Source organism: [Mycobacterium] fortunisiensis (genome assembly GCF_019050325.1).
Lineage (GTDB): Bacteria > Actinomycetota > Actinomycetes > Mycobacteriales > Mycobacteriaceae > Mycobacterium > Mycobacterium fortunisiensis.
Genome location: NZ_VOMB01000024.1, coordinates 123,815 through 145,837 on the forward strand (window position 1 = coordinate 123,815; position 22,023 = coordinate 145,837).

Annotated in this window: 28 protein-coding genes; 10 read left to right on the plus strand and 18 right to left on the minus strand. The window is 68.3% G+C overall.

Annotated features, from left to right (window positions below):
- Nucleotides 1-29: 29 nt before the first annotated feature.
- Nucleotides 30-479 (plus strand): nitroreductase family deazaflavin-dependent oxidoreductase, encoded by a 450-nt coding sequence (locus FR943_RS22800; protein ID WP_217160547.1) that lies wholly within the window; start codon nt 30-32, stop codon nt 477-479.
- A gap of 6 nt (nt 480-485) precedes the next feature.
- Here the strand turns inward: FR943_RS22800 and FR943_RS22805 are convergent, their stop codons facing one another.
- Nucleotides 486-764: a hypothetical protein gene (locus FR943_RS22805; RefSeq protein WP_217160548.1), complete on the minus strand. Its 279-nt coding sequence runs from the start codon at nt 762-764 to the stop codon at nt 486-488.
- Between the two features lie 110 nt (nt 765-874).
- Here FR943_RS22805 and FR943_RS22810 point away from each other — a divergent pair, with 110 nt between their 5' ends.
- From FR943_RS22810 to FR943_RS22820, 3 genes are all read left to right on the plus strand, one after another.
- Complete coding sequence (locus tag FR943_RS22810) at nt 875-1,792, plus strand: 1,4-dihydroxy-2-naphthoyl-CoA synthase (RefSeq protein ID WP_217160549.1); 918 nt, start codon at nt 875-877, stop codon at nt 1,790-1,792.
- A gap of 102 nt (nt 1,793-1,894) precedes the next feature.
- Nucleotides 1,895-2,764, plus strand: coding sequence for an SDR family oxidoreductase (locus tag FR943_RS22815; protein ID WP_217160550.1), 870 nt, complete (start codon nt 1,895-1,897; stop codon nt 2,762-2,764).
- A 43-nt stretch (nt 2,765-2,807) separates the two neighbouring features.
- Nucleotides 2,808-3,191 carry a VOC family protein gene (locus FR943_RS22820; RefSeq protein WP_217160551.1) on the plus strand — a complete coding sequence of 128 codons (384 nt, stop codon included), beginning with the start codon at nt 2,808-2,810 and terminating at the stop codon, nt 3,189-3,191.
- A gap of 9 nt (nt 3,192-3,200) precedes the next feature.
- On the opposite strand, the gene FR943_RS22825 is transcribed toward FR943_RS22820, so the two are convergent.
- Genes FR943_RS22825 through FR943_RS22835 form a run of 3 tightly spaced genes read right to left on the minus strand, consistent with a single transcriptional unit; the run spans nt 3,201 to nt 5,084 of the window.
- A complete protein-coding gene (locus tag FR943_RS22825; RefSeq protein WP_217160552.1) occupies nt 3,201-3,509 on the minus strand; it encodes a DUF3349 domain-containing protein in 309 nt (102 codons plus the stop codon).
- Nucleotides 3,510-3,519: 10 nt separating this feature from the next.
- Nucleotides 3,520-3,804 (minus strand): hypothetical protein, encoded by a 285-nt coding sequence (locus tag FR943_RS22830; protein ID WP_217160553.1) that lies wholly within the window; start codon nt 3,802-3,804, stop codon nt 3,520-3,522.
- Between the two features lie 8 nt (nt 3,805-3,812).
- Complete coding sequence (locus FR943_RS22835) at nt 3,813-5,084, minus strand: inorganic phosphate transporter (RefSeq protein ID WP_217160554.1); 1,272 nt, start codon at nt 5,082-5,084, stop codon at nt 3,813-3,815.
- Between the two features lie 264 nt (nt 5,085-5,348).
- Between FR943_RS22835 and FR943_RS22840 the strand changes: the two genes are divergently transcribed.
- From FR943_RS22840 to FR943_RS22850, 3 genes are read left to right on the plus strand one after another with little or no spacing between them, the layout of a single operon-like run.
- Entirely contained in the window at nt 5,349-5,708 is a 360-nt protein-coding gene (locus tag FR943_RS22840; protein ID WP_217160555.1) for a DUF3349 domain-containing protein, read from the plus strand.
- 14 nt (nt 5,709-5,722) lie between these two features.
- Nucleotides 5,723-6,871, plus strand: a complete 1,149-nt coding sequence (gene menE / locus FR943_RS22845) for an o-succinylbenzoate--CoA ligase (protein ID WP_372448227.1) — start codon at nt 5,723-5,725, stop codon at nt 6,869-6,871.
- Nucleotides 6,872-6,914: 43 nt separating this feature from the next.
- The gene (locus tag FR943_RS22850; RefSeq protein WP_217160556.1) at nt 6,915-7,529 is read left to right on the plus strand and encodes a pyridoxamine 5'-phosphate oxidase family protein; all 615 of its coding nucleotides are present in this window, start codon (nt 6,915-6,917) and stop codon (nt 7,527-7,529) included.
- Here FR943_RS22850 and FR943_RS22855 read toward each other — a convergent pair.
- The 4 genes from FR943_RS22855 to FR943_RS22870 all read right to left on the minus strand — a co-directional run bounded on the left by FR943_RS22855 (nt 7,526) and on the right by FR943_RS22870 (nt 10,689).
- Nucleotides 7,526-8,389 (minus strand): GNAT family N-acetyltransferase, encoded by an 864-nt coding sequence (locus FR943_RS22855; RefSeq protein WP_217160639.1) that lies wholly within the window; start codon nt 8,387-8,389, stop codon nt 7,526-7,528. The two genes, FR943_RS22850 and FR943_RS22855, sit on opposite strands and share 4 nt — an antisense overlap.
- Nucleotides 8,390-8,463: 74 nt before the next feature.
- Nucleotides 8,464-9,591: a nitronate monooxygenase gene (locus FR943_RS22860; RefSeq protein WP_217160557.1), complete on the minus strand. Its 1,128-nt coding sequence runs from the start codon at nt 9,589-9,591 to the stop codon at nt 8,464-8,466.
- A 48-nt stretch (nt 9,592-9,639) separates the two neighbouring features.
- Nucleotides 9,640-10,416, minus strand: coding sequence for an S-methyl-5'-thioadenosine phosphorylase (locus FR943_RS22865; RefSeq protein ID WP_217160558.1), 777 nt, complete (start codon nt 10,414-10,416; stop codon nt 9,640-9,642).
- A gap of 6 nt (nt 10,417-10,422) precedes the next feature.
- Nucleotides 10,423-10,689: a hypothetical protein gene (locus FR943_RS22870; protein ID WP_217160559.1), complete on the minus strand. Its 267-nt coding sequence runs from the start codon at nt 10,687-10,689 to the stop codon at nt 10,423-10,425.
- 58 nt (nt 10,690-10,747) lie between these two features.
- Between FR943_RS22870 and FR943_RS22875 the strand changes: the two genes are divergently transcribed.
- Entirely contained in the window at nt 10,748-11,617 is an 870-nt protein-coding gene (locus FR943_RS22875; protein WP_217160560.1) for a 1,4-dihydroxy-2-naphthoate polyprenyltransferase, read from the plus strand.
- Between the two features lie 102 nt (nt 11,618-11,719).
- Here FR943_RS22875 and FR943_RS22880 read toward each other — a convergent pair whose 3' ends face one another.
- Complete coding sequence (locus FR943_RS22880) at nt 11,720-12,286, minus strand: Clp protease N-terminal domain-containing protein (RefSeq protein WP_217160561.1); 567 nt, start codon at nt 12,284-12,286, stop codon at nt 11,720-11,722.
- Nucleotide 12,287: 1 nt separating this feature from the next.
- Nucleotides 12,288-12,503: a helix-turn-helix domain-containing protein gene (locus FR943_RS22885; protein ID WP_217160562.1), complete on the minus strand. Its 216-nt coding sequence runs from the start codon at nt 12,501-12,503 to the stop codon at nt 12,288-12,290.
- A 144-nt stretch (nt 12,504-12,647) separates the two neighbouring features.
- Between FR943_RS22885 and FR943_RS22890 the strand changes: the two genes are divergently transcribed.
- A complete protein-coding gene (locus FR943_RS22890; RefSeq protein WP_217160563.1) occupies nt 12,648-13,997 on the plus strand; it encodes an MFS transporter in 1,350 nt (449 codons plus the stop codon).
- Between the two features lie 9 nt (nt 13,998-14,006).
- On the opposite strand, the gene FR943_RS22895 is transcribed toward FR943_RS22890, so the two are convergent.
- The gene (locus FR943_RS22895) at nt 14,007-14,288 is read right to left on the minus strand and encodes a DUF4229 domain-containing protein (protein ID WP_217160640.1); all 282 of its coding nucleotides are present in this window, start codon (nt 14,286-14,288) and stop codon (nt 14,007-14,009) included.
- Nucleotides 14,289-14,363: 75 nt separating this feature from the next.
- Here FR943_RS22895 and FR943_RS22900 point away from each other — a divergent pair, with 75 nt between their 5' ends.
- Nucleotides 14,364-14,525 carry a hypothetical protein gene (locus tag FR943_RS22900; protein ID WP_217160564.1) on the plus strand — a complete coding sequence of 54 codons (162 nt, stop codon included), beginning with the start codon at nt 14,364-14,366 and terminating at the stop codon, nt 14,523-14,525.
- A gap of 22 nt (nt 14,526-14,547) precedes the next feature.
- On the opposite strand, the gene FR943_RS22905 is transcribed toward FR943_RS22900, so the two are convergent.
- The 7 genes from FR943_RS22905 to hemL all read right to left on the minus strand — a co-directional run bounded on the left by FR943_RS22905 (nt 14,548) and on the right by hemL (nt 21,880).
- Entirely contained in the window at nt 14,548-15,759 is a 1,212-nt protein-coding gene (locus tag FR943_RS22905; protein WP_443732537.1) for a MinD/ParA family ATP-binding protein, read from the minus strand.
- Between the two features lie 194 nt (nt 15,760-15,953).
- Complete coding sequence (ccsB, locus tag FR943_RS22910) at nt 15,954-16,922, minus strand: c-type cytochrome biogenesis protein CcsB (protein ID WP_217160565.1); 969 nt, start codon at nt 16,920-16,922, stop codon at nt 15,954-15,956.
- Nucleotides 16,919-18,556 carry a cytochrome c biogenesis protein ResB gene (resB, locus tag FR943_RS22915; protein ID WP_217160566.1) on the minus strand — a complete coding sequence of 546 codons (1,638 nt, stop codon included), beginning with the start codon at nt 18,554-18,556 and terminating at the stop codon, nt 16,919-16,921. The genes ccsB and resB overlap by 4 nt, the downstream gene beginning before the upstream one ends.
- On the minus strand, nt 18,553-19,329 hold the full coding sequence (locus FR943_RS22920) for a cytochrome c biogenesis CcdA family protein (RefSeq protein WP_217160567.1): 777 nt from the start codon (nt 19,327-19,329) through the stop codon (nt 18,553-18,555). The genes resB and FR943_RS22920 overlap by 4 nt, the downstream gene beginning before the upstream one ends.
- On the minus strand, nt 19,326-19,961 hold the full coding sequence (locus tag FR943_RS22925) for a TlpA disulfide reductase family protein (protein ID WP_217160568.1): 636 nt from the start codon (nt 19,959-19,961) through the stop codon (nt 19,326-19,328). The genes FR943_RS22920 and FR943_RS22925 overlap by 4 nt, the downstream gene beginning before the upstream one ends.
- Entirely contained in the window at nt 19,962-20,576 is a 615-nt protein-coding gene (locus FR943_RS22930; protein WP_217160569.1) for a histidine phosphatase family protein, read from the minus strand.
- Nucleotides 20,573-21,880 (minus strand): glutamate-1-semialdehyde 2,1-aminomutase, encoded by a 1,308-nt coding sequence (hemL, locus tag FR943_RS22935; protein ID WP_217160570.1) that lies wholly within the window; start codon nt 21,878-21,880, stop codon nt 20,573-20,575. The genes FR943_RS22930 and hemL overlap by 4 nt, the downstream gene beginning before the upstream one ends.
- Between the last annotated feature and the right edge of the window lie 143 nt (nt 21,881-22,023).

The window sequence follows — 22,023 nt, forward strand, 5'->3', positions numbered from 1 at the left end:
TTCCGCGTCTGTTCGGCAGAATGGGTGACATGGCTGACGACCGCATCCGGCCCCCGTGGTGGCTGAAGTACGTCAACAAGGTGATGATCGGGCTGAACAAGCTCGGGGTCGGCGGCGACAAGGGGCCCGTGGTGCTGACCGTGCCCGGCCGCAAGACCGGTAAACCCCGGTCGACACCGGTCACCCCGATGACAGTCGACGGTCGGCGCTACATCGTCGCGGGCCTGCCGGGCGGCGACTGGGCGGCCAACGCCCGGGCCGCCGGCGAGGCCACCGTGCACCAGGGCCGTCGTGACCAGCGGGTGCGCCTGGTGGAGATCCCCGCCGAACAGGCCCGCCCGTTGCTACGGCAGTTCCCCATCCTGGTTCCGACCGGCGTCGGCTTCATGCGCAACGCCGGCCTGGTGACCGGGCCCAACCCCGACGAGTTCGAGGCCCTGGCCGGGCGCTGCCCGGTGTTTCGACTGGACCCGGTCTAGCCGCACTCAGCTCAGGTGCGGGGCCTCCTTGATCTTGGAGTCCTCCTTGCCGACCGTCTGACAGAAGGTCTGCACCGCCAACCGGGTGCCGGTGATCTCCAACTGCGCGGGGTCGGCGCCCTTCTCATCCTTGAGCATCTTGGACACCGCTTCGTTCTGCGTCTTCTCGTCCTGCCCGATGAAGTCCTTGCACTTGGTGTCACCCCCGGTCACCGCGGGCGAGCATCCGGCGAGCACCACGCCCGCGACCAAACCCGCCATCAACACACTCGCTGAGCGCTTCATCGTGGCCCTCTCTCGTCTGGTGGTGCGCGGTACGCACCATCGCGCCGGGATTCGTACCCCGCGACGGTACCTGTGAAACCTCTGGGCACCGCCGCTCTACAGTCGAGCACGTGAGTGCAGACAACCCGTTCGACCCGACAGCCTGGGAACCGGTGGCAGGCTTCGACGACCTGACCGACATCACCTATCACCGCCATGTCGCCGACGGTGCCAAGCAGCCGACCGTGCGCGTCGCGTTCGACCGGCCCGAGGTACGCAACGCCTTCCGGCCGCACACCGTCGACGAGCTGTACCGCGTCCTCGACCACGCCCGGATGTCCCCCGACGTCGGTGTGGTGTTGCTGACCGGCAACGGCCCGTCGGCCAAGGACGGCGGCTGGGCCTTCTGCTCCGGCGGAGATCAGCGCATCCGCGGCCGGTCCGGTTACCAGTACGCCGCCGGGGAAACCGCGGAAACGGTCGATCCGGCCCGGGCCGGGCGGCTGCACATCCTCGAGGTCCAGCGGCTCATCCGGTTCATGCCGAAGGTGGTGATCTGTCTGGTCAACGGCTGGGCCGCCGGCGGCGGGCACAGCCTGCACGTCACCTGCGACCTGACCCTGGCCAGCCGCCAGCACGCCCGGTTCAAGCAGACCGACGCCGACGTGGGCAGCTTCGACGGCGGGTTCGGCAGCGCCTATCTGGCCCGCCAGACCGGGCAGAAGTTCGCCCGCGAGATCTTCTTCCTGGGCCGCGCCTATGACGCCGAGACCATGTATCAGATGGGCGCGGTCAACGACGTCGTCGACCATGCCGAACTGGAGTCCGTCGGCCTGCAGTGGGCGGCCGAGATCAACGGCAAGTCACCGCAGGCCATCCGGATGCTCAAGTTCTCGTTCAACCTGATCGACGACGGCCTGGTGGGCCAGCAGGTGTTCGCCGGGGAAGCCACCCGGTTGGCCTACATGACCGACGAGGCTGTCGAGGGCCGTGACGCGTTCCTGGAGAAACGCGATCCGGACTGGAGTGGGTTCCCGCGCTACTTCTGAGGGCTCGGCGTGCCGAAACGGCATTCCAGCAGGAAAAGTGCGAGTAGCGGCCTGCTGGAATGCCGTTTCGGCGGGGAAAGGGAGGCGAAATAAACTCAGCGGATGAGCAAGAGCCCGCTGCGCCGGCTGTCCGATCAGCTGTTGCTGACCAGCATGCGTCCGCCTTTGACCGAACGGCTGCAAGCCCGCGGCGACATCGACGTCGCCGGCAAGCGCATCCTGATCACCGGTGCCTCCTCCGGCATCGGTGAGGCCGCCGCGGAGAAGTTCGCCGCCCGCGGCGCCAGAGTGGTCGCGGTGGCCCGCCGTCAGGAACTGCTCGACGACCTCGTCGGGCGGATCAGCGCCAACGGCGGCGACGCGTGCGCCCACGCCGTCGACCTTTCCGACCTCGACGCGATCGACGAGTTGGTGGCCCGCCTCGAAGCCGACCTGGGTGGCATCGACATCCTGATCAACAACGCCGGCCGGTCGATCCGGCGCCCACTGGCCGAATCACTGGAGCGTTGGCACGACGTCGAACGCACCATGACGCTCAACTACTACTCCCCGCTGCGCCTGATCCGCGGCCTGGCGCCAGGCATGCGCGAACGCCGCGACGGCCACATCATCAACGTCGCCACCTGGGGCGTGTTCAACGAATCCTCGCCGCTGTTCGCGGTGTACAACGCCTCCAAGGCCGCGCTGGCCGCGGTCAGCCGGGTCATCGAAACCGAATGGTCCGCAGTCGGCGTGCACTCCACCACGCTGTACTACCCGCTGGTGAAGACGCCGATGATCGCGCCCACCCGGGCCTACGACGGGCTGCCCGGCCTGACCGCCGACGAGGCCGCCGACTGGATGCTGACCGCCGCACGCACCCGCCCGGTGCAGATCGCCCCGCGGATGGCCGTGACCGCCAAGGCGCTCAACACCGTGGCACCGGGGCTGGTCGACGCCGTGATGAAACGGCAACGGGTCCAGCCGGTCTGAGTGTCGCGCCGGGCCCCGGTCCGGCCGATGGTAGACAAGGGCTATGGAGATCCTAGCCAGCCGGATGCTGATCCGGCCGGTTGACTACCCGGAGTCGGTGCGGTTCTACCGAGACCGCATCGGCCTGGCGATTGCCCGCGAATACGGTGCCGGCACAGTGTTTTACGCCGGGCAGTCGCTGATCGAGTTGGCCGGCCACCACAGCCCCACCGAATCCGGCACTTTCCCGGGAGCACTGTGGCTGCAGGTGCGCGACGTCTACGCCGCCCAGGCCGAACTGGAAGGTCGCGGTGTGGCGATCGCCCGCGCTGCCGCCCAGGAGCCGTGGGGATTGCACGAGATGCACGTCACCGATCCCGACGGCATCACCCTGATATTCGTGCAGGTGCCCGACACCCATCCGCTGCGCCGCGACACCCGCGACTGAGGCCGAACCTCAGCGCGCCGGCGTGGCCAGCGGCCAACCCACCGACGCCAACCGCGACGCCACCTGGTTCACCTCTTCGGGATTGGGTTCCTTGTCGGTCACGCCGCGCACCGCGAGCCGGATCTCGTCGTCGGTGACCGGGCGGTCCCCGTCGCTGGAGCGCAGGATGTTGTGGGCCGCCTGGACGATCTCGTCCTCCGACAATGACCGGGTGAGCAGCGCCAGAAGCGCGAACTGGTCGGTGTGCGGCACCCCTTCCGGGTATCCGGCACGCAGCCAGCTCAACACGTTGTCCAGGAAACTCGTCGCCTCGGCCATGACGCTCAGCTCACTTGGTCGGCAGGAACGGGAACAGGTCGACGCCGGTGTGGTGAATGATCGTGGTCCGGGTGATCCACGCGATGGCCACCAGGATCACCAGGCCGACCACCACGAACAAGGCCAAGCCGAGGAACTTGAGGACGGGATTGGGTGCCTGGGTGGTTCCGTCGGCGCTGACCCCGCCGGACCCGTTGGAGTAGGCCACCAGTCCGGCGGCGAACACCGCGGGCAGACCGGCGCCCAGCACCAGCCCGATCAGCAGCACCTTGAAGATGGCTTCCAGATACGTCATCACGTCTCCTAAACCGCTGCCTTGTTGGGCTTCTCGGTATCCGTTGCGCTGCTGTCGGACGGGACAGCCGCCCGCACCTCGGCCGGTACCACCGAGTTGGTGGTGTGGTCCCAGTCGGCGTTCACGTTGCTGTGGTTGACCTTCTGCTGCTGGGCCCGCCGCCACATGTACCCCGACAGCGCGACGAGCGCCAGGAAGATCAGCCCGTCGCCGACCAGCGCCGAGGAGGTCAACGACTCGACCCCGTGGGACAGCCAGAACGCCAGCGCACCGACGATGCCCGCCGCCGGGAGCGTGATCAGCCAGGCCACGGCCATCCGTCCGGCCACCGCCCAGCGCACCTCGGCGCCGGGCTTGCCGACGCCACTGCCCAGGATCGAACCGGTCGCCACGTGAGTGGTCGACAGGGCCATGCCGGCGGCGCTGGAGCTCAGGATGATCGCGGCCGACGACGCCTCGGCGGCCAGGCCCTGGGGCGACTCGATCTCCACCAGGCCCTTGCCCAGCGTGCGGATGACGCGCCACCCGCCGATGTAGGTGCCCAGACCGATGGCCAGCGCACACGAGGCGATGATCCAGAACGGCAAGCCGTTGCTCTTCACATCCCCGCTGAGGTGTCCGGTGGTGATCAGGGCGAGCGCGATGACACCCATGGTCTTCTGGGCGTCGTTGGTGCCGTGTGACAGCGCGACCAGCGAGGCGGTGGCGATCTGGCCCCAGCGGAAGCCGGCCTCGCGACGCTTCTGCGCGACGTTGCGGGTGATGCGGTAGACGAGCCAGGTTCCGCAGCCGGCCACCAGGCAGGCGATCACCGGCGCGGCGACCGCGGGGATGAGCACCTTCTGGGTGACACCGCTCCAGTTCACCCCGGCCAGGCCGACCGCAGCCAGACCGGCTCCGATCAGACCGCCGAACAGGGCATGCGAGGAGCTTGACGGGATGCCGAACAGCCAGGTCAGCAAGTTCCACAGGATGCCGCCGATCAGGCCGGCGAAGATGATCGTCAACCCGGTCGAGGCGTCGATCGACGGGATGAGCGCGCCGGTCTTGGAGTCCTGGATCTTGAGCACCGAGCTGGTGACGGTGATGGCGACCTCGACCGAGAGAAACGCGCCGACCAGGTTGAGCACACCGGCCAGCAGCACTGCTGTCTTGGGCTTGAGCGCGCGGGTGGCGATCGAGGTGGCCATCGCGTTGCCGGTGTCGTGGAAGCCGTTGGTGAAGTCGAAAGCCAAGGCTGTTGCTATCAGCAGCACCAGGACGATCAGCTCAGCGCTCATGGCGGTAATTCTGTCGGACCACCGATCATTTTGACCAGTTGGAAACACCTAGCTGAGCAGGGATTTCGGATACGCTGTCGATGAGTTCATCGACTGTTCACCTAAGACACCCGGTTTGTTCGCCGGGGCGGTTTGCCGTTCCTTGCGCGGCCGATAAATTCACTGCAAGCCAGAGTCGGTCGACACCACTACGATCGATGCCGTCTTCCCGCTCAGAGTCAGCTGGCCGGGGAAACTCACTCGGGTGTATCAGGAGTAGGCGCAGTGAACGCATTTCTCGCGAAGATCGCGGCCTGGCTGAACGCCGGGTACCCCGAGGGGGTGCCCGGTCCCGACCGGGTGCCGCTGCTGGCGTTGTTGACCCGGCGCCTGACGAACGACGAAGTCAAAGCCGTCGCACGAGATCTCATCGATCGCGGTGATTTCGATCACATCGACATCGGTGTGCTGATCACCCAGATCACCGACGAACTGCCCCGGGCCCAAGACGTCGAGCGGGTCCGGGAACGCTTGGCGGTCAAGGGATGGCCGTTGGACGATCCGCGTGACGGCGAAGAGGTCAGCGACGAGGCTGCCGGCGACCCCAACCGCACCGATCCGAACGAGCCCGGAGGCCTGACATAGCCGTCCTGCGCCCCGTGGCCGTCGGCTCGGCAACCGACGAACTGCTGGCGGTGCTCACGGACGTGCTGACCGGCCGTCGCTCGGCAATCTTGCCGGTACCCGCCCACGACGAACGTCAAAGTTCCTTGCTGACAAGCGCTTTGCGGTCCGGGGAAGAAATCGACGACGACGTCGCGGTGGTGATCTCCACGTCTGGCACCACCGGCGAGCCCAAGGGCGCGCTGCTGACGGCGGACGCACTGCGGGCCAGTGCCGAATCCACCCATGCCCGTCTCGGTGGTGCCGGCCGGTGGCTGCTGGCACTGCCCGCGTATCACATTGGCGGCCTTCAGGTTCTGGTGCGCAGTGTGCTGGCGGCCACCCGGCCCGTCACGCTGTCGGCCAGTTTCGATCCGGCCGACATCCCCGCCGCGGTCGCGGCGTTGGGCAGTGGCCGGCGCTACGCCTCACTGGTGGCGGTGCAGCTGGACAAGTCCCTGCGTGACCCCGAGGCCGCGGCCGCACTCGCCGATCTCGACGCCGTGCTGATCGGCGGCGGCCCGATGCCCGCCGGGGTGGCCGAGCGCGCGAAAGCCGCTGGGGTGACGGTGGTTCGCACCTACGGGATGAGCGAGACCGCCGGCGGCTGCGTGTACGACGGCGTGCCGCTGGACGGGGTGTCGGTGCGCATCGGGGCCGGCACGACGGCGGCATCGGGAACCGACGCGTCCCGCATCCTGCTGGGCGGGGCCACCCTGGCGAGGGGCTACCGCAACCCCGTGCGCCCCGACCCGTTCGCCGAACCAGACTGGTTTCGCACCGATGACCTTGGTGCCGTGGACGATTCCGGGGTGTTGCGGGTACTGGGCCGGGTCGATGACGCGATCAGCACCGGCGGGCTCACGGTGCTGCCCCAGCTCGTCGAATCGGCGTTGGCGCACCACCCCGCCATCGCCGACAGCGCGGTGTTCGGCCTCCCCGACCCGCGGCTCGGGCAGCGGGTGGTGGCCGCCCTCGTGTTGACCCCGGGCGCCACGGCCCCGGATGTGGCCGAACTGCGCGCCCACGTGGCCGAGACGCTCGACGCCACCGCCGCACCGCGAGAAGTCCACATCGTCGACGAGCTGCCCCGGCGCGGCATCGGCAAGCTCGACCGGCGTGCGCTGGCCGTCCGCTTCGGCTGAGGCGGCCCGACAATTCGGTTGCCGGCTTCGGCATGATGGGGACATGCGCCGAGAAGTGACCTCCGTCGACGAGCTGCGCGCCATCGTCGGCCATCCGAACGCCGCCATCGCCAACAAGGTGCGTCCCCGGCTCTCGGAAGCCCAACAGGACTGGCTGAGGAATACTCCGCTCGGGTTCGTGGCGACCACCGATGCCCAGGGCCGCGTCGACGTCTCCCCCAAGGGGGACCCGCCCGGGTTCGTCCAGATTCTCGACGACTCCACCATCGCCATCCCGGAACGCCCGGGCAACAAACGCGTCGACGGCTATCTCAACGTGCTGCAGCGCCCGCACGTGGGCACGGTGTTCGTCATCCCGGGCCGCGGCGACACCCTGCGGATCAACGGCACCGCCCGGATCCTTTCCGACGCCGACTATTTCGACGCCATGGCCGTCGGCGGCAAACGGCCCATCCTGGCGCTCGAGATTGCCGTCGAAGAGGTGTTCTTCCACTGCCCCAAGGCATTTCTGCGCTCGAACACCTGGAAGCCGGAGAGCTGGAACCCGGACGCGGTGGCGTCGGTGGCCCAGATGGCCAAGGCGTTCAAACCCGACATGAGCCAGGCCGAACTCGACGCCTATTACAGCGAGGACAACCTGCGCAAAATCCTGTACTAGTCCGCCGCAACCGGTTTCACCAGGATCGCCCGGGTGTAGAGCAGCTGGAATCCGCGGCGCTGCACATTCTGCTGGGACTGCGAGCCGGGCGCGGTGGTCACCACCGCGATGTCACACCCGGCGTCGGCGGCCTCGGCCAGCCGCGCTGCCAGCAGGGCGGCCTGGACGCCACGCCGCCGGTACGCCGGTGCTGTGGCCGCACCGGTGAGCTGCGCGATCCCGTCGACCAGCCGCATGCTCCCGCCACCGGCGACCGCGCCGTCGCAGATCGCGATATAGGGCACGGCCCCGGCCTTTTCCATGTCCCGTTCGGCGCGTTCGATGATGTCAGCCGCGAACACCTCGTGGCCCGGCACGCTCGCACCGTCGGGATGGGCATCAAGGTGAGCGTCGGGATGGGCGAAGCCCTCCACCACGACGTCGACCCAGGCCGCCAGATCGTCGGCCTTGCGCACCTGCACCCCCGGCACCGCCGGTCCGGGGGGCGCCGCGCCGAGCGGGCAACCGAGAACGTTCTCGAACTCCACGAGACGATAGCCGCGACCGGACAGCATCGCGGTGATCTCCGGATCGGCCAGGTTGGACAGCTCCACCCGGGTGCCGCTGCCCCGGCCCGCCAGGGCTCGCTCGATCTCGCCCAGCACCGCCTCGTCGGGCACCCCGTCGAAGCCGAGTCCGACCACCTTGTTCATCGGCGAACCGGCTTCGGCAAAGCAGGCGAACCCGCCGGCCACCGGCAGCACCAGGCCTTCTGCGCCACGGTGCCCGGCGGCGCGGGTCGCCGCCACGATCAGGCCGGCTTCGGCCTTTTCGATCCGGTGCGCCAGCTCGACGCCACAGCACAATTGGTCCGAGCTCATCTTGAGATCCGCGTTGACTGCCACCTCAATACTGTTCCCACACCGGCGATTCCGAAACCCCTCGGCCGGTCGAATCAGTCCGGCAGCGAGTTGCTCAACCGCTCGGTGGCCCCCAGATAGTCCTCGATGAACTCCCGGACCACCTCGCGGGCCGGCTTCACCTTGTTCATCAAACCCACGCCCTGCCCGACGAAGTAGGTGGCCAGCGCCTGCGCACCCGGATGCCCCTGGGCGGCAAGCACATCCACTCGCCGGATGATCGGCTCGGCCAGCATGTTCTGCAGTGGCAGCCCCAGAGTCTGGTGGCCTCCGGGGTTCGGCTGCCAGGCGTCGGTCCACTCCGATTTCAGCTGGCGGGCCGGCTTGCCGGTACGCCCGGTCGAGCGCACGGTGTCGCGCGAGCTTGCCGCCAGCATCTTCTGCACGGTGTGCGGCGCAGTCTCGGCCTCCTCGGTGGTCAGCCACACCGATCCGGTCCAAGCCCCGGCCGCGCCCATCGCCACCGCCGCCGCCATCTGCCGGCCGGTGACGATGCCGCCGGCAGCCAGCACCGGGATGTCGCTGCCGGCTTGCTCCAGCGTCTCCAGGACTTCGGGGACGAGCACCAGCGTGGTCACCTCGCCGCAGTGGCCACCGGCCTCGGTGCCTTGCGCGACAATCAGATCCACCCCGGCCTGCACCTGCTTGAGGGCATGCTCGCGGGCGCCGACGAGGGCCGCGACCGGAACGCCACGCTCACGTCCGGCCTCGATCATGTAGTCCGGCGGCACCCCCAGCGCGTTGGCGATCAACTTGATCGGATGGCTCATCGCGACGTCCAGCAACTCGCGGCCGGTGTCGCCGGACAACCCGGTGCCGCCCAGGCGCTGCTCCGCCTCGGGTTCGATGCCGTGGTCGGCCAGCAGCCGCGCCACGAACTCGCGGTATTCGGCGGGGATCCGCTCGGTGAGCTGTCCCCGGGACAGGTTCTCGCCCTTGCCCTCGAATTTCGCCGGCACGATGATGTCGGCGCCGTACGGCTTGCCGCCGACCTGCTCGTCGATCCAGGACAGTTCCTGGTCCAGCTGCTCGGGGGTGTATGCGGTGGCGCCGAGCACACCGAAGCCGCCGGCGTTGGTCACCGCGGCCACCACGTCACGGCAGTGGCTGAAGGCGAAGAGCGGAAAGTCGATACCGAACTGCTCACAGATCGCGGGTTTCACCCCGTCAGTATCGACCCCCCAACTTGACGGGTGTCAAGTGGCTCCCGATCAGGGCAGTTCGAACGGCAGCTTCACCCCGTCGTGGGCCAGACAGTGCGTGCAGGCCCGCTCGACCTCGACGGCCCCCAGCGCCTCCCGCACCAGCTTCTTGAACGGCTCGATGTTGCGCTCGAATTCGGCGAACACGTCCACCGTCGTCACCCCGGACCCGACGTCGATACCGGCATCCAGATCCGTCACCAAAGCAATTGCTGCATAACACATCTCAAGCTCACGAGCCAGCACCGCCTCGGGGTAACCGGTCATGTTGATCAAGGTGAAGCCCTGATCGGCGAACCACCGGCTCTCCGCCCGGGTGGAAAACCGCGGGCCCTGGATCACCACCATGGTGCCGCCGTCGACCACCCCGGGCAGACCCGCTGCCGCCGACCGCAGCGCCGGACAGTACGGATCGGCGAAACTCACGTGGATGCCGCCGGAGTCGAAATAGGTGTCCGCGCGCGAACGGGTGCGGTCCACCAACTGATCGGGCACCACGATGGCCCCCGGGCCCAGCTCGGCGGTCAGGCTGCCCACCGCGCACGGCGCGAAGATCCGTCGCACCCCCAAGGACCGCAGCGCCCACATGTTGGCCCGGTACGGCACGGTGTGCGGCGAGTATTCGTGGCTGACCCCGTGCCGGGGCAGAAACGCCACCTCCTGCCCACCCACCACACCGACCGTGACCGGCGCGCTGGGTGCCCCGTACGGGGTGTCCACGCTGATGGTGCGGGCCTGCGACCCGAAGAACGAGTAGAAACCGCTACCGCCGATGACGCCGAGCATGCAGTGTTATTCGGCCTCGTCGGGGGTTGCGACATCGGCCGGGACGTCGGCCGGGACGTCGAGGTCGTCGAACTCGTCGAAGTCCTCGTTGGCCTTGCGTGCCCCGTCGGCGATCTCGAACACATCGGTGGCCAGGCCACCAATGGCGGTTGCCACGTCCTTGACGGCCGTGGTGATGATGTTGGTGACCTGCCCCACCGTCGAGGCGACGGCCTCGACAGATTCCTGCAGCACGTCCTTGCCGATCTCGGTCCTGCTGAGCTGCTCTTTCATGAGGCTCAGTGTAAGAGTCCGCGCGGGGCGCCACCGGACCAGCTCATACGATGACGACGTGGCCAGTTTTGCGCAGTGGATCGAAGGTGCGCGTCCGCGCACCCTGCCCAACGCCGTCGCCCCGGTGCTCGCCGGTACCGGCGCCGCCGCCTGGGCCGGCTCGGCGGTGTGGTGGAAAGCGTTGCTGGCGTTGGCCGTATCGCTCGCGCTCATCATCGGGGTGAACTACGCCAACGACTACTCCGACGGCATCCGCGGCACCGACGACGTGCGCTCGGGCCCGCTGCGGCTGGTGGGCTCGAAACTGGCCTCGCCGCGCGCGGTGCTGACCGCGGCCGTGACGAGCCTGGCCGTGGGCGCGGTGGCCGGCCTGGTGCTGGCGGCGGTGAGCGCGCCATGGCTGATCGTGATCGGGGCGGTGTGCATCGCCGGGGCGTGGCTGTACACCGGCGGCAAGAAACCCTACGGCTACCTGGGCCTGGGCGAGGTGGCCGTGTTCGTCTTCTTCGGACTGGTCGCGGTGCTGGGCACGCAGTACACCCAGGCGCTGCGCGTCGACTGGGTCGGGTTGGCCGCGGCGGTGGCCATGGGCTCACTGTCCTCGGCGGTGCTGGTGGCCAACAACCTGCGCGACATCCCGACCGACAGTGTGTCCGGCAAGATCACGCTGGCGGTACGGCTCGGCGACGCCCGGACCCGGCTGCTGTACCAGGTACTGGTGGCCGTGGCCCTGGCGCTGCCGCTGGTGCTGATGCTGGCCACCCCGTGGTGCGCGTTCGGTCTGCTGGCGGTGGTCCCGGCCGTGCGGGGGCTGCGGCCGGTGCGCGACGGCAGCACCGGTGCCCAGTTGATCCCGGTGCTACGCGACACCGGGTTGACCATGCTGGTGTGGGCCGTCGCGGTGGCTGTGGCCCTGTTCCTGGGCTGACGTTTTCTCGGCGAGTCCAGGCCAGTTCGCCGCTTTCGACCTGACGGCTGTGGTCCGTCGATATCAGCGACCCGGGCGTAGAACTCGGCGATCCGGCTCAGCCTAGGCTGCGTTGTCGAGCAGCCCGACGACGCCGGAGCGCAACTCATCGGCGTCGACGTGCTCGGTGATCAGACCGACTGCCCGGTCGTCTCCCCCGCGTAGGATTCCCAGCAGGATGTGCTCGCATCCGATGTAGCCGTCCTTGTGCGCCAACGATTCCCGTAGCGCCAGCTCGAGCACCTTCTTGGCGGACTTGGTGAAAGGCAGGTGTCCACGGCGCCTGCGCCGCCGCCCGGTGCTGCGCAGCGCGTTGTCGAACGAGCCATCACCGAAGTTTCGGTCGACGTTGGCCCGCACCGCCCGCAGGTCGATCCCGATGGACCGCAGCGCCTCTGCATCGTCGTCGAACGACTCGTCCCCGGGAGCGTCGGCAGCCACCAACTCGGCACGAACCGTATCCGAGGTCAGGCCGAATCCTGCCAGCAGGGCGGACAATTCGCGTCCCGAGCTCTGCAACACCCCGACAAGAATGTGTTCGGGCCGGATGTCATTGGCCGCCAGTTCGCGGGCCTCCTCCTGCGCCAGGATCACGGCGACGCGGGCGTGACGGCTGAACCGTTCGAACATGTCATCCCTTCCGATTGTGCTTCTGATGCACGGCCTGACGGCTCACCTCGAGGGCCTCGGCGATCGCCTGCCAACTCCAACCCTGCTCGCGGGCATTGGCGACGTGTATGGCCTCGAGCCGCTCCTGTAGCCGCTGCAAAGCCCGCACCGCCCGCAGCCCCACGGCAGGGTCCGGATCACTGACACCGGCGGCGAGTAGCTCATCGACATCACTCACGTTGTCAAGATAACTTGACAATGAATGGCCGTCAAGAAACGTTGACGCTTCCGGTCCAGAACTGGACCGGAATTCCACGCCGGACCACGGCGGCTGCACTAACGTGGCCGTCGGCCTGCAACGCGAACCGACCCGAGGATGCGGATGACCATCTCGACCGAGGCGCATCAGCCCGCACCGTCGGACCGCGCCGAAACCCGCCGCGCCATCTGGAACACCATCAGAGGCTCGTCGGGCAACCTCGTCGAGTGGTACGACGTCTACGTCTACACCGTGTTCGCCACCTACTTCGAGGCGCAGTTCTTCGACCAGGCCGACAAGAACGCCACGGTCTACGTCTACGCCGTCTTCGCGATCACGTTCCTCACCCGGCCCCTCGGCTCATGGTTCTTCGGCCGCTTCGCCGACCGGCGCGGCCGCCGCGCCGCACTGACCGTCAGCGTCTCGCTGATGGCGCTGTGCTCGCTGGTGATCGCGATCGTGCCGTCCCGCGAAACCATCGGTGCCGCAGCACCGATCATCCTGATCCTGTGCCGCCTGGTGCAGGGCTTCGCGACCGGCGGCGAATACGGCACCTCGGCCACCTACATGTCCGAGGCCGCCACCCGGGAGCGCCGCGGCTTCTTCTCGTCGTTCCAGTACGTGACGCTGGTGGGTGGCCACGTGCTGGCCCAATTCACCCTGCTGATCATCCTGACCGTGCTCAGCCGCGAGCAGGTGCACGAATTCGGTTGGCGCATAGGCTTTGCCGTCGGCGGCGTGGCCGCGATCGTGGTGTTCTGGCTGCGCCGCACCATGGACGAATCACTGTCCCAGGAGCAGCTCGACGCGGTCCGAGAAGGCCGCGACCACAGTTCGGGGTCCCTGCGCGAGCTGTTCACCCGGTACGCGAAACCGCTGGCGCTGTGCTTCCTCATCACCATGGGTGGCACGCTGGCGTTCTACGCCTACAGCGTCAACGCCCCGGCCATCGTCAAGACCACCTACAAAGACCAGGCGATGACGGCCACCTGGATCAACCTGATCGGGCTGATCTTCCTGATGGTGATCCAGCCGGTCGGCGGCATGATCAGCGACAAGGTCGGCCGAAAACCACTGCTGGTGTGGTTCGGCATCGGCGGCGTGCTCTACACCTACGTCCTGTTCACCTATCTGCCCCAAACACATTCACCGCTGCTGTCGTTCCTGCTGGTGATCGTCGGCTACATCATCCTGACCGGCTACACCTCGATCAACGCCCTGGTGAAATCCGAGCTGTTCCCCGCGCACGTGCGGGCACTCGGGGTGGGAGTTGGCTACGCCCTGGCGAATTCGATGTTCGGCGGCACCGCGCCGGTGATCTACCAGGCGCTCAAGGACCGCGACCACGTGCCGTGGTTCATCGCCTACGTCACCGTGTGCATCGCCCTCTCCCTGGCCGTCTATGTGGGCTTCCTCAAGAACAAGAGCGAAACCTACCTGGACCGGGAGAAGGGCGCGTCGTTCATCCGATAGTGCAGGCGACTAAGCCGATTTCGGCGGCTCCTCGCCGCGCAGCCGGGCCTGCAGCTGCTCACGGTCCTTGCGCCGCCGCTCGTCGACCAGGGCGATGGAGGCCGTGGCCCGCTCACGCAGCGGGCGGAACAGCCAGATGCCGATCGGCAGGGCGATGACGATCGCGAACAGCAACGCCACCACCACCGGGAAATCCGCCACGAACAGATGCCCGACGCCGTAGATGGCGGCGGTCAGCACCGCGACCAGCACCAGCCGGGCGACGAGGTAAACAGCGACGTCGGTGACCATGCGGGCGGTCGAACCACTTCCTGACACGCTCCGAGCCTACCGACGACGCGTATATTCGGATCAAGGAGGTTTCGAGTGGCGTATCTACTCCTGCTCATTGCCGCAGCAAGCCTGGTCTACCTCGGCTGGCGGCTGGCGCGGGTCTCGAATGATCGGCCCACCCCACGGGTGATCGGCCCCGACGACGACCCGGAATTCCTGCGTCGCCTCGGCCACGGGGATAATCCCCGCCCCTGATCTGCCCCCGGTCCGTGCGGGCCTAGCGGCCGGCGCGGACGCCGGCGAAATCGGCCGCCACCACCGCCGCCAGCTCGATCAGTGCCTCACGGGTGGCGGGCTTGAGCCGGTCCAAGCTGATCTCGGCGCCCTCCTCCAGATGCGGATCGAACGGCACCAACCGCACCGCCCGACACCGCCGCGAGAAGTGATCCACCACCTTCGACAGATCCACCTTGCCCGAACGCGGCCGCACCGCGTTGATCACCGCGATCGAATTGCGCACCAGCTCCTGATGGCCGTGGGCGTCGAGCCAGTCCAGCGTCGCCGAGGCGCTGCGCGCTCCGTCCACCGAACCGGAACTGATCACCACCAGCACGTCGGCCTTCGACAGCACCGCCGACATCGCCGAGTGCATCAACCCGGTGCCGCAGTCGGTGAGCACCAGGCTGTAGAACCGCTCCAGCACCTCCAGCGCACGCAGGTAGTCGTCCGAGCTGAACGCCTCCGACACCGCCGGATCGCTCTCCGACGCCAGCACCTCCAGTCGGCTCGGCCCCTGTGAGGTGTAGGCGCGCACGTCGCTGTACCGCTCGATGCCCTCGGCGTCGCGCAACAGGTGACGCACCGTCGCCGCCGTCTCCAACGGCACCTTCTGGCTCAGCGTGCCCCGGTCGGGGTTGGCGTCCACGGCGACCACGCGGTCACCGCGGATCGAGGCGAACGTGGCGCCCAGCGTCGCGGTGATCGTGGTCTTGCCCACGCCGCCTTTCAGCGACATCAACGCGATCCGGTAGCAGCCCTGCAGCGGCTGGCTGACCTCGCCGATCAGGGTGTTGTGGTGGGTGGTCTTGGGGCTCTCGCCGACGTTGATCGTCTTGAACGACCCCACATACAGCGCCTTGCGCCAGCCCGAGGTCGGCGGGTTCTTGCGCTGCCCCAGCAACGCCGTCGTGGACAGGTCCCGGTACGGCGTGGCGAAGTCGCCACCGGCGGGCCGGTCATTGGGCACCCCGGCAGGCCCGGCAACGGATCCGGCGGCGGGCCGGTCGAACGTCGACGGCACCGGCGGCGCGGCGATCACCGGGATGCCATGCGGCGGCGTCGGGGCGGTCCACTCCGCCGGCAGCGGGGTGGAGACACCCGGCTCGGCCGGATTGGAGAACCGCTGCTGACTGCGGAATCCCGGGATAGGGGCGAACACCGACGGCACCACTGGTGGCTCGGCGGGGGGCTGGACAACCGGACGGACCACGGTCGGCTCGTCGAGAGCCGGTTCGCTCGGCTCCGGCGGGGCGGGCGCCTGCGTCTCCGGTTCGGATGGTTCGGTTGCTTCGGCTGGTTCCGCTTCTTCGGACGTTGGCTCGGATGTTTCGGACACTGGCTCCGACACGAAATCTCCTCTTTCCCTACGCTCCCCGACCGGACCAACAACCAACCCGATGGCGCCTAACCCACTCCCGCATACGAGTGCAGGCCGACGGTCACCAGGTTGATGAAGAACAAGTTGAACACCATCGCGACGAAACCCACGACGTTGATCCAGGCCGCCTTGCGGTCCCGCCAGCCCGCGGTGGAGCGGGCGTGCAGATACGCCGCGTACACCACCCAGGCGATGAACGACACCGTCTCCTTGGGGTCCCAGCCCCAATACCGGCCCCAGGCCTCCTCGGCCCAGATGGCACCGAAGATCACGCCGAACCCGAAGATCGGGAACGCGAAGATCGTGGTGCGGTAGGCGATCCGGTCCAGGGTCTGCCCGTCGGGCAGACGCGCGATGATCCGGCCGAGTGCATCGTCGCGGTCGGCCAGCGGCGACATCTTGAGCAGGAACAGGATGCTGGCCACCCCGGCCACCAGGAACACCCCGGAGCCCAGGCTGACCACGGACACGTGGATGGGCAACCAGTAGGACTGCAGCGCGGGCATCACCGGGGCGGCGTTGGAGTACAGCCAGCGGCCCGACACCGTGAGCAGGATCAGCACCGGCACCAGCACGAACACCCACAGCGCGCGGTACTGCGGCTTGCGCAGCACGACCGCGGCCGCGACCAGGCCGCAGAAGCTGGTCAGGTTGATGAACTCGTACATGTTGCCCCACGGCACCCGCGAGGTGGCCAGGCCGCGCAGCACGATGCAGATGAACAGCATGCCGATGCCGACATAGGTGAGCGCCAGACCGGACTTGCCGAAGCGCTCGTCGAGCGGCCGCTTGGGTTCCTCGGCGACGACGCCGGGAGTGGCACTGTCGGCGCCGACGGTCGCCCCGACCAGCTCACGACTATCGGCTTTGCGGCCACGGCTGGAGGCCAGCTCGACGGCGAGCAGGATCAACGCGCCGACCAGGACCACGACCGACGACGTGAACGCCCAGTCGGAGTACCTGGCCAGTCCGATGTCGATGTGCTCGGTATTCATCCGCGATCCGCTTTCTCTTCAGCCGTCGGCACGGCGTACCCCTGCAACAACCGCTCGGTCAGCTTCTCGAACTCGTCGCCCCAGCCGGAGTTGTCGGTACGGGCCAGCCCGCCCAGCTCGACGTTTACCGTACCCGCAGCGGCGGGCGTGATCCGAACCCAGACCCGGCGCCGACGCACCACCAACGACACCAGCAACCCGGCCATCATCGACATCGCGAACACCAGCACCCAGATCTGTGCCGGGTCGTGGGAGACCTGCAAGTTGACGAACGGGATGGCGCCGTCGAACCGCACCACCGTGCCGTCCTCGAGGCGAGTGTCCTGGCCTTCGACCAGGTTGACCCGGGCCACCTTGTTCAGTCGCTTCTGATCGATCAGGCGCGGGTCGAGGGAGAACAGCGACTGGGGCCGGCCGGTGTCCAGACCGGTGTCGCCCTGGTAGATGTCGACCGCCACGGCCGGGTCGTCGAGCGCCGGGTAGCGCGAGGACAACAACGTGCCGTCGAGTTGCTTGGTGGGCGCGAACAGGCCCTGGATCGCGATCTGGTGCTTGCGGCGTTCGTCGGCGTCGGGATAGGTGCCCGCCGGCGGGTCGATGCGCATCACCCCCGACGACAACAGGGTGGTCTGCTCCTCGGGGCGCCACTGGATGGTCTGGCTGCGCTGCTGGCCGTCGGGGAAGGTGACGGTGAACGTCGGCGCGTACCCGTGCCCCTGCAGGTAGATGCGGTTGCCGCCGACCCGCAGCGGGTGGTTGACCTCGAGGCGGTAGGGCTGCCAGGTGTTCGCGGCCAGATCGTGGCCGGCCTGGTAGTCGATGTCGGCGGCGAACGACAGCGCCTGTCCGGTGGGCAGATAGTTCGCGTCGAAGTCGTTGACCCGCAGGCAGATCGGATCCAGTGACGTGCCGTCGACGGTGTTGCCGGCCCGGAACGAGTCGAACGCGGCCGGGGACGCGGTGCAGAAACCGGGCCCACTGTCGGCGATCACGATGACGTTGCCCTCGTAGCCGAACAGCTTGCCGACGGCCACCGCGGCCAGCAGTCCCAGCAGCGAGAAGTGGAAGACGATGTTGCCGAACTCGCGCAGGTAGCCCTTCTCGCCCGAGATCTCGGTTGTCTCGCCGGCCTGCCGAGTGACGGTGCGCCAGCCTTTCAGGCGTCGCGTCACGGTCTCGGCGAGTGCGTCGCTGTCGGCGCTCACCTGCTCGCAGTGGTGTTTGGGCAGCCTTCCCAGATTGCGTGGCGCCGGTACCGGCACCGCGCGCAGGCTGCGGAAATGCTCGATCATCCGGGGCGTCAGACAGCCCACCAACGAGATGAACAGCAGCACGTAGATGGCGGTGAACCAGAAGCTGGAGAACACGTCGAAGGCCTGCACGCGGTCCAGCCAGGGGCCCAGGGTGGGGTGTTCGGCCAGGTACTCGTCGACCTTGGATTCGTTGAGGCTGCGTTGCGGCAGCAGAGCGCCCGGGATCGCGCCGAGCGCCAACAGGAACAGCAGCACCAGTGCGGTGCCCATCGACGTCAGCGTCCGCCAGGTGTTCCGCACCGGCGCGAGCAGACGCGAAAGTACCCCTGTCCGCCGGTTTTCGGGTACCTGCGTGTCTGCTCGCGGAGAAACTTGGGTCATATCGGCAGCCTCACGTCACTGACGAATGCGTCGCGCACCCACGACACGAAGTCGTTCCACAGCCCGGTGACCAACGCCGCGCCGACCAGGATCAGCAACACGCCACCGAAGATCTGGATGGTCCTGGTGTGTCGACGCAACCAGCCCAGGCCGGCCACCGCGCGCGCCGAACCCAGCGCCAGCAACACGAACGGGATGCCCAACCCCAGGCAGTAGGCCAACACGAGCACGACCCCGCGCACCACGGTGGCGCCGTCGGAGGCCGAGGCCACCGCGATCACCCCGGTCAGCGTCGGCCCCAGGCACGGCGTCCAGCCCAGCGCGAACACCGCACCCAGCAACGGCGCCCCGGCCATCGTCGACCACTGTCGCGGGGCGAACCGGGCCTGGCGTTGCAGCGCCGGGATGAAGCCGACGAACACCAGCCCCATCACGATCGTCACCACGCCGCCGATGCGTTGCAGCAGAAGCTGATTGGCGATCAGCGTAGTGGTCATCCCGAGCACGGCCACCGCGCCGAGCAGGAACACCACGGTGAAGCCCGCGACGAACAGCGCCGCCGCCCCGGCCACCCGCCACCGCGCGGTTTTCGTGGCCACCGCGCCTGGTCCGGGCTGCTCCTCGACGCCCACGACCGCGGCCAGATAGGACAGGTATCCGGGCACCAGCGGCACCACGCACGGCGAGGCGAACGACACCAGCCCGGCCAGCACACTGACCCCCAGCGCCAACAGCACCGGTCCGGCGGCGGCGATCTCGGCGAATCCGGTCACCGCACCGGCCCCTGGGATTCGGCGCCGGCGGGTTCGGCGGTTTCGGCGACCAGACGGGCCAACAGCGACTCGAGATCCTCGGCCAGCAGCTCACGCAGAAACACCGCGGCCACCCGGTGTTGACGGTCCAGCACCACGGTCGACGGGATCACCGTGGTCGGGTACTTGCCGCCGAAGGCGATCATGGTGCGCATCGCCGGGTCGTAGATCGACGGGAAGGTCACCTTGCGGTCGGTGACGAAATCGACTGCGGCTTCCCGGTTGTTGTCGCGCACGTTGAGGCCCAGAAACGCCACACCCTGGTCACGGGTTTCGGTGTACACCTTTTCCAGCTGGCTGATCTCGGCCCGGCACGGCCCACACCACTGGCCCCACACGTTGATCACCACGACCTGGCCGGCGAAATCGTCGAGTGAGATCGTCTTAGCCGGGTCGGTCAGCAGCGGGCCGGCCAAAGCCCCTGGGCGACCCCGATTTTCGGGCGGGTCGTAGAAGATGTCGGTCTGGCCACCAGGTGCGACGAACTCGAACGTGCCGCCCTGGGCCACCGCGTCGTCACCCGTCGAGCATCCGGTGAGCAGCACCAGTCCAGCCAGCACCGCCACACTCACCCGGGTGACCAACGACCTCATTCAGATGCCCCAGGGCTCCGTGTAACCCCAGCGGATCAGCCTGTCGTCCTCGAACGTGAACGACGTGATCGAGGACAGATTGCACAGCCGGCTGTGCGGCAACGGCAGGTGGGCGAGCTTGCGCCCGGTCATGGCCCGGCGCAGCGTCTCGACCGGAAGCTGGTGGCTGACGCACACCGCCTCGTGCCCGGCCGCCTTCTCCCGGGCCCGGTGCATGGCCGCCATCATCCGCTCGGCGACCTCTTCGTAGGGCTCACCCCACGAGGGTTTTCCCGGGTTGCGCAGCCGCGGCCAGTTCCTCGGGTCGCGCAGCGCACCGTCGCCGGGGGCCACCCGCTCCCCCTCGAAGACGTTCCACGACTCGATGAGCTCGTCGTCGGTGGCGATCGGCAGCTCGTGGCGCTCGGCGATCGGGGCGGCGGTTTCCTGCGCCCGCTCCAGCGGGGAGGCCACCACGTAGACGACGTCGCGCTCGGCCAGCCAGTCCGCGGCGGCCCGCGCCTGGGCCTGCCCGCGCTCGGACAGGTGATAGCCCGGCAGCCGGCCGTAGAGGACCTTTTCCGGGTTGTGCACTTCGCCGTGGCGCATCACGTGCACCGTCGTTCTGGTCGTCATGGTCGAGCCTCCGCGGCGGCCCGGGCCGCGCCGGGCAGCGCATCGGCGATACGGGAGAACGCATCGTCGTCCAAAGCCGCTGAGACGAACCAGGTTTCGAAGGCACTGCACGGCGGGTAGACGCCGGCCTCCAGCAGCGCGTGGAAGAACGGTGGGAAACGCCAGGTTTCGGTGGCCTTGGCCGCGGCAAAGTCGTCGACCTGCGTGTCGGTGAAGAAGACGCTGAGCATGTTGCCGGCGCGCTGCACCCGGTGCGCCACCCCGGCCTCGGTCAGAGCCCCGGTGAGCAGATCGGCCAACCGGTCGGCGTTGGCGTCCAGCCGGGCGTAGACGGCGGCGTCGGCGTGGCGCAACGTGGCCAGCCCGGCCGCCATCGCCACCGGGTTACCCGACAGCGTCCCGGCCTGGTAGACCGGCCCCAGCGGGGCCAGCCTGCCCATCACCTCGGCACTGCCGCCGAAGGCCGCTGCCGGCAGCCCACCGCTCATCACCTTGCCGAACGTGAACAGATCGGCGTCGACAGGATCCAGCCCGTACCAGCCGGCCCGGCTCACCCGGAAGCCCGTCATCACCTCGTCGAGGATCAGCAGCGCCCCGTGGGCCGCGGTGATCCGGCGCAACGCCGCGTTGAACCCGGGCAGCGGCGGCACGGTACCCATGTTGCCCGGGCTGGCTTCGGTGATGACACAAGCGATTTCGTCGCCGAACCGGCCGAAGATCTCTTCGACGGCCTCGACGTTGTTGTACGGCAGCACGATGGTGTCCGCCGCCGCGGCGCCGGTGACGCCGGGAGAGGACGGCAGCCCCAGGGTGGCGACGCCGGAGCCGGCGTCGGCCAGCAGTGCGTCACTGTGGCCGTGATAGCAGCCGGAGAACTTGATGATCTTGGCGCGGCCGGTGTAGCCGCGGGCCAACCGGATCGCGCTCATCGTGGCCTCGGTACCCGAGTTGACCAGGCGCAGCCGCTCGACCGGGGCGACCCGGTCAATGATCTCGGCGGCCAGCTCGGTCTCCGACGGCGTCGGGGCGCCGAAGCTCAGCCCGTTGACGGCCACCTTCTGCACGGCCTCCACGACCGCCGGGTGGGCGTGGCCAAGCAGCATCGGACCCCACGAACAGACCAGGTCGACATAGCGGTTGTCATCGGCATCGGTGAGCCAGTAACCGTTGGCACTCGTGATGAACCGCGGGGTGCCGCCGACGGAGTTGAAGGCACGCACCGGGGAGTTGACGCCGCCGGGTATGACGGCGCAGGCGTCGGCGAACAGCTGAGCCGACCGCTCAGTCTGTTTTTCCACAGGCATGGCCACCAGTGTCCCAGCCGGTGCAAATGCGTCAACTACGGGGTGTAGTGGACGCGACCCGGACGGCGTGACGCTCGATACAGTTGAACCGCGGGATGAGTTGCACGCGCGCGTCCCGGGATGGAGGTGTTCGCCGGTGGCCG

Excerpts from the sequence above, each read along its gene's own strand:
- FR943_RS22800 (WP_217160547.1), top strand. The coding sequence starts at position 30 with ATGGCTGACGACCGCATCCGGCCCCCGTGGTGGCTGAAGTACGTCAAC.
- FR943_RS22805 (WP_217160548.1), bottom strand. The coding sequence starts at position 764 with ATGAAGCGCTCAGCGAGTGTGTTGATGGCGGGTTTGGTCGCGGGCGTG.
- FR943_RS22815 (WP_217160550.1), top strand. The coding sequence starts at position 1,895 with ATGAGCAAGAGCCCGCTGCGCCGGCTGTCCGATCAGCTGTTGCTGACC.
- FR943_RS22820 (WP_217160551.1), top strand. The coding sequence starts at position 2,808 with ATGGAGATCCTAGCCAGCCGGATGCTGATCCGGCCGGTTGACTACCCG.
- FR943_RS22825 (WP_217160552.1), bottom strand. The coding sequence starts at position 3,509 with ATGGCCGAGGCGACGAGTTTCCTGGACAACGTGTTGAGCTGGCTGCGT.
- FR943_RS22830 (WP_217160553.1), bottom strand. The coding sequence starts at position 3,804 with ATGACGTATCTGGAAGCCATCTTCAAGGTGCTGCTGATCGGGCTGGTG.
- FR943_RS22835 (WP_217160554.1), bottom strand. The coding sequence starts at position 5,084 with ATGAGCGCTGAGCTGATCGTCCTGGTGCTGCTGATAGCAACAGCCTTG.
- FR943_RS22850 (WP_217160556.1), top strand. The coding sequence starts at position 6,915 with ATGCGCCGAGAAGTGACCTCCGTCGACGAGCTGCGCGCCATCGTCGGC.
- FR943_RS22855 (WP_217160639.1), bottom strand. The coding sequence starts at position 8,389 with ATGAGCTCGGACCAATTGTGCTGTGGCGTCGAGCTGGCGCACCGGATC.
- FR943_RS22865 (WP_217160558.1), bottom strand. The coding sequence starts at position 10,416 with ATGCTCGGCGTCATCGGCGGTAGCGGTTTCTACTCGTTCTTCGGGTCG.
- FR943_RS22870 (WP_217160559.1), bottom strand. The coding sequence starts at position 10,689 with ATGAAAGAGCAGCTCAGCAGGACCGAGATCGGCAAGGACGTGCTGCAG.
- FR943_RS22880 (WP_217160561.1), bottom strand. The coding sequence starts at position 12,286 with ATGTTCGAACGGTTCAGCCGTCACGCCCGCGTCGCCGTGATCCTGGCG.
- FR943_RS22890 (WP_217160563.1), top strand. The coding sequence starts at position 12,648 with ATGACCATCTCGACCGAGGCGCATCAGCCCGCACCGTCGGACCGCGCC.
- FR943_RS22895 (WP_217160640.1), bottom strand. The coding sequence starts at position 14,288 with ATGGTCACCGACGTCGCTGTTTACCTCGTCGCCCGGCTGGTGCTGGTC.
- ccsB (WP_217160565.1), bottom strand. The coding sequence starts at position 16,922 with ATGAATACCGAGCACATCGACATCGGACTGGCCAGGTACTCCGACTGG.
- resB (WP_217160566.1), bottom strand. The coding sequence starts at position 18,556 with ATGACCCAAGTTTCTCCGCGAGCAGACACGCAGGTACCCGAAAACCGG.
- FR943_RS22925 (WP_217160568.1), bottom strand. The coding sequence starts at position 19,961 with ATGAGGTCGTTGGTCACCCGGGTGAGTGTGGCGGTGCTGGCTGGACTG.
- FR943_RS22930 (WP_217160569.1), bottom strand. The coding sequence starts at position 20,576 with ATGACGACCAGAACGACGGTGCACGTGATGCGCCACGGCGAAGTGCAC.
- hemL (WP_217160570.1), bottom strand. The coding sequence starts at position 21,880 with ATGCCTGTGGAAAAACAGACTGAGCGGTCGGCTCAGCTGTTCGCCGAC.